Origin of the sequence: Bacillus cereus group sp. BfR-BA-01382, assembly GCF_022663475.1 — a bacterium.
GTDB lineage: Bacteria > Bacillota > Bacilli > Bacillales > Bacillaceae_G > Bacillus_A > Bacillus_A thuringiensis_S.
The window spans coordinates 1-5,426 of record NZ_JAKUFQ010000176.1 but is presented as its reverse complement, the minus strand read 5'-3'; the positions used below and the strand labels follow the sequence as shown (position 1 = coordinate 5,426).

Below are 5,426 nucleotides of genomic sequence, written 5' to 3'. Positions count from 1 at the left end.
CATTTAATTTTTCTTTTACTAATTCCACTTTTTTCTCTTCTGTAGGTTTTTGAGAGCCACCAAATTCTTTGTGATATTTCTTATCTTGTTCTTCGTTATATTCGGCTACCATTCTATCAAGTAAATCATTTAATTCTTTAGGAATATACTCGATTTTACTAACACCTGGAGCTTGTATACTATTGTTTTTAATTAAACAATATGTAATTTGCCCGAATTCACGATAAATAATATCGGTTGGAGAATATCTGGCTTTTGTTTCTTCAGCCTCTCTAAAACTTTCATTTACTGGTCTTCGTCCTAAACCACCTAATATACTGAACTTTTCTTGAGAGTATCCTTTCTGCATTGTTTTCTCAATAATTTCTCCGAATTGTTTTGAATAGTAATCAGCATCTTGAGCATTACCACCAGGGTAAATAATTGTATTACGAGCATTGGTAGAAACAAGTTCAATAAAGTCTTTTCCATCTTTACCACTACCCATACCGATTAAGGCACGGTTTTGTGTTGCTAAATGCGATGCTACACGATAAGAACGACCTTGTGTTAACATATCAGCAAATCCAGGATTTGAATACGTTTGGAATTCATCTATATAAAGCATGTTTCCTCGTCTTGTATTCTCATTCCCTGGTCTTCTAAATACAGCAGACTGTAATTGTAGGATAATAAAGTAACCTAAGTATTTACCTAAATCACGTAGTTTACCTTGAGCGGTAGCGATTGTAATAATCGTACCTTCTGCAAGTGATTTATCAAAGTCTACATCTGAACCACGACCTTTAGGAGGATTCAGAACTCGTCTTAAATATTTATTAGAAACAAGTTTTGCTACCTGAGAGCGAACACCAGAACAATGTTCGTATGTTTTTGTTGCCCCTTTATCTCCTGTTGCACCAGTGAAATAATCGTTTAAGAACCATAATGCGATATCGTTGTTTTCTTTTGCCATTGAATCGCTTTCGGAAGGCAATTTAGAAAAATCCTGCACCATTTTCTTACCGCCACCACCTGTATTATGTAACAAGGTTGATAAATCAATTAACGTAGCATCATCTCCATATAAACGTTTTAACACTTTCAAAGCATTACGAATTAAGTTTTCGTTCATATCTAAGAAGAATTGAGGAGAATCAGGGTTTAACATTTTAAATGTTGTGGCCATATTCTCAATTACATCTGATTCATCTCCAAATAAAGGATTGAAATACGGACAATCAGGTAGAATTGGATTAAAGTATTGAACCTCTCTATTATAATAACGAGCCATTGCAAAGATTTTTTCAGCTAAATCCCCTTTAGGCTCAATTACAGTAACACCTAATTCAGGATTTTGCATATCTCTATGAATCATTGGAATAATTGTTTGAGATGTTTTACCAGAACCTGTTGGTCCCAAAACTAACATGTGAAGATATCTATCTTTTAAAGGTAGAATTACAGGGTTTTGTGTATCTATGTTTTGACCCAGGACTGCATCCCCTTGTTTGATTTCTTCTTTTTCTTCACCTGCTAACGCATTCCAAATAGATGTCTCTGTGAATGCAATCATTTTATTTTGGAATTCTTCATTTCTAAAAATAGCAATAGAACTGATAATAATTGCAAAATCAACAAGATAAATAACCTTTGTCATACTACTGTATAATTTGGGGTCTTCTATATTGTTTAATCCAGATACAATAAAGTGGTCAAATATAGACAATGCACCAATTACTAAAGAGATTTTCATAATCTTGAGTGCAAATGATTTTTTCTTTTCATCTGTAAAGTCTTTTAAAAACGAAAAACCTAAAATAATTAACAATACAATTCCCAGATGAATAAAAAAGAAGCTTTTCTTAAACAATAGAATGGTAATGAACATGCTACATTGAAAAGCAAATAAGCCTATCATAATCCCGTTGATATTTTCACCTAATTGCTTTAATGTAGGGTTGTTTTTTAGTTCTGCTATTTTGTTGCTCATTATTTATCACCATCCGTTTTCAAGGATTGGTGCTTATCAAAATCCTTATCCATTTCTTTAAAGAATTGAATTGTTTTATAGTGGTACGTTTTATCTTTAGGAGCATACATACCGTAATATTCTAAAGTTGCGTTATTGTATTCGATAACATATGCAATTAAGTTATTTTTCTTTTCTATCTGAAATTCTATTTTGTGAACTCGTTCCGCACCAACCATTGTATTTTGAATGGTTTTTAACATAGGGTCATCACTTTCGCCACGTAAAACCTCATGATTTAAGATTTTTACCTCTCCATTTATAATAGGTGATAAGCTTTCGAAATCATGAATAATAGCACGTCTTTCTTTTTCGGGTAGCATAATAGTACCAATAACCATCATTTCAGGATGACGCATGTTTTTTGCGATTTTCCCTTTTTGGAAATCTGGTGCTGTCAGTGTAGACATCATGATAGATGCATCGTAGTAAATGGACGCAATTTTTGTATTCGTACCTGTTGTGAATTGATAATTTTTCACTTCATCTTTTACTTTGTTAAGTATTTTGTCATAACTTGCGGAAGAGGCTAATTGAATCAACTCTTTTTCAAACGCTTTTGCTTTGTCTTCAGGATATTCTTCTTTTCCTTGACCTTGACCAATCTTCATCAAGTTACTTTCATAATTGGCACCGTCGCCACCCATCATGTCTTTTTTCTCATCAATTGTCATTTTTGAGATTTCTTCTTTTTTGAGTGGTGTATATTTCTCTAAATGCTTATCAATCTTTTTTTCCTCTTTTTGTTTTATAACTTTTTCTTTTACTGTCTTATCCTCAGTAGCGAATGGATTTGCTACTGCAAACCAGATGCTTGTCCCGATTCCAACAACCACAGTTGCCCCAAGTAGACCAAGTAAAACTTTTTCTTTTTTCATAAAAATCCCCTCCTAAAAAAATATGTGCTATATCATATACAAGGAGAGAAATATTTATAAAAAAAATAGACTACAAGATGTGTTAATACACTTTGTAGTCTATGAATTAGTGTTTCTATTAACTATTTGGTAGAAACAGTTTGTAATTTATTGGTATATTTTAATTTAGCGCTACTTGTTTTTCCTGAGCTCCAAGTCATGGTCTTTTCACCCGTCTCCTTACCATTAAGTAAGTCTATCGCCTCTTTTTTTGTGATTTTTGCTCCAAAATACTCTTTACCAATTAGTACAGTGCAAGGGTCTTTGTAATTTTCGCATAGGAAGTATTTGCTTGTTTCTTTAATGCCACCACCGCATTTAGGGCACTTACAAATCACTTCACTTTTAGATGCTGAAGAATTGGTACCTTTTGATTTTTTAGTATCGGAATTAAAAATCATATCAATGGAACCTTTGTCTTTATTTACGGAAAGTTTTGCTTTCCATGTCTTTCCACTCTTTGTAAAGTCTAATTCTTTAGAAGACTTTCCACTTAAGATTTTTTTAATTTCAGCTTTCGTGATTTTTGCTTCTAAGAATGTTTTTCCGAATAAAAAGTCACATCCGTTTTTGTATGCTTCGCATAGATAATATTTTTTACCTTCAATTACATGTTTTCCGCATTTTGGACAAGAGCCAAGGGAGTCCTTGCTTGAGGATACAAATACTTTTAACTTCTTCAAATCCTCAACTTCCTTTTGTATGTAAGCAATCATTTCTTTATAAAAGACATTCGGGTCGAACTGATTTGCTTCAATTTCTGAGAGTTTTTGTTCCCATTTCGCTGTTAGTTCTGGAGACGTAATATCGTGACCATTTAAGGATTGGATAATTCCGATTCCATACTCAGTTGCAAAGAAGGATTTTTTCTTACGCTCAATCATATTTAGTGAAACTAATTTTTCAACAATACCACCTCTTGTAGCGGGCGTTCCAATACCTTTTGCTTCTTTTAAAACTTCTTTTAGTTCATCGTCATCTATGAATCGTCCTGCATTTTCCATTGCGATGTTCAGTGTTCTATCTGTGTATCTGCCAGGCTTACTTGTTTGTTTTGTAATTAATTCCGCTTTCTTCAAGGAAACCATTTCGCCTTTTTTTAGTGGTGGAAGCATGTTGTCTTGAGCTTTGTAATTATATAAGGCCATAAATCCGATTGACTCCAATACACTTCCTGATGTTTTAAATAAATGTCCGTTATTTTCGGTAACAACACTTGTTTTTTGGCTCACCATAGGAGGTAAGAAGATACTTAAAAATCTTTTTGCAATTAACATATATACATTAATTTCTTTATCTGTTAATCGACCAAAATCAGGTGATAATCCTGTCGGCACGATGGCATAATGGTCGCTTACTTTTTTATCATCAACATATTTTTTATTATTTGCTATATCTGAAAGAATTTTAGAATCATTAATAATCGCCTTTGTTTTATCTGCTAACTCAGGGATGTTTTGTAAAGGTCTAAGCATAATAGCGAAATCGTTACTGATAGCTTTTGTTAAATGGGAGCTATCTGTACGAGGATAACTTACGAATTTTTTTTCATACAATGTTTGTGTGATGTTTAAAGTTTCTTGCATTGTGTATCCATATACTGAGTTTGCTTCGTTTTGTAAGGCTGATAAAGAATGTAACTGAGGAGCGTATTTTACGTCTTTTTCCTGATTAACAATTTTAACTGTGCTATCCGTACTTAAAGAATCAATAATCTTTTGTGCATCTTCTTGCTTCCAAAATTGTGTATCCCCATCTTCATTGAAGTGAACGCCTTTGTATTTCCCAAAATCAGCTTCTATTTCCCAAAAATTTTTCGGGACAAAATTCTTAATTTCAAGTTCTCTATCAACTAAAACTTTTAGGGCAGGAGTCATAACTCGTCCCAAATTCATCTTTTTACCACCTACAATTGAAAAAGCTCTTGTAAAGTTCATTCCAATTAACCAATCGAAATATGCTCGTAATTTACTTGCTTTTGTCATATTGCTTAAAGCGGGTTCATTTTCATCTCGTAGATTATCAAGAGCTCGTTTAAGTTCTTTTTCTGTTAAATCGCTATGCCAAATTCTTTTAACAGGTAAGTTACAGCCGATAGAATCATAGAAACTAAAGAAAATATGCTGACCTTCTCTTCCTGGGTCACATCCATTGATAATATAGTCGTAATTTCCATTTTTGATGGCTTTTTTAATGTCTTTATACATATCTAACTTATCCTTGGTTGGTTCATAAAGGAATTTGTCAGGAACCAATGGAAGGGTAGCTAAATCCCATTTTGCCCATTCTTCTTTATACTTATCAGGATTAATCAATCCCATTGTATGTCCTGCGAAGGATTTAAACTCGATAGTATCTTTATGACCAAAAGTGTGGTAAGCACTTTGGATTTCTCTCATTAAACTCGGTTTTTCTGCAATTAGTAAAGCTCTTGCCATTTTTATCATCTCCGTTTCTTTAACTATAGTCAATATTATATGATATTTATTGACTATATT

General features: G+C 33.0%; 3 protein-coding genes. All 3 read right to left on the bottom strand.

What is annotated here, in order from left to right:
- A partial coding sequence (locus tag MR160_RS32530; protein ID WP_242299105.1) for a type IV secretory system conjugative DNA transfer family protein occupies window positions 1-1,972 on the bottom strand: 1,972 nt, incomplete at its 3' end.
- Window positions 1,972-2,889 (bottom strand): hypothetical protein, encoded by a 918-nt coding sequence (locus MR160_RS32525; RefSeq protein WP_242299104.1) that lies wholly within the window; start codon window positions 2,887-2,889, stop codon window positions 1,972-1,974. The genes MR160_RS32530 and MR160_RS32525, both read right to left, overlap by 1 nt.
- A 122-nt stretch (window positions 2,890-3,011) precedes the next feature.
- A complete protein-coding gene (locus MR160_RS32520; protein WP_242299103.1) occupies window positions 3,012-5,366 on the bottom strand; it encodes a type IA DNA topoisomerase in 2,355 nt (784 codons plus the stop codon).
- Window positions 5,367-5,426 lie beyond the last annotated feature (60 nt).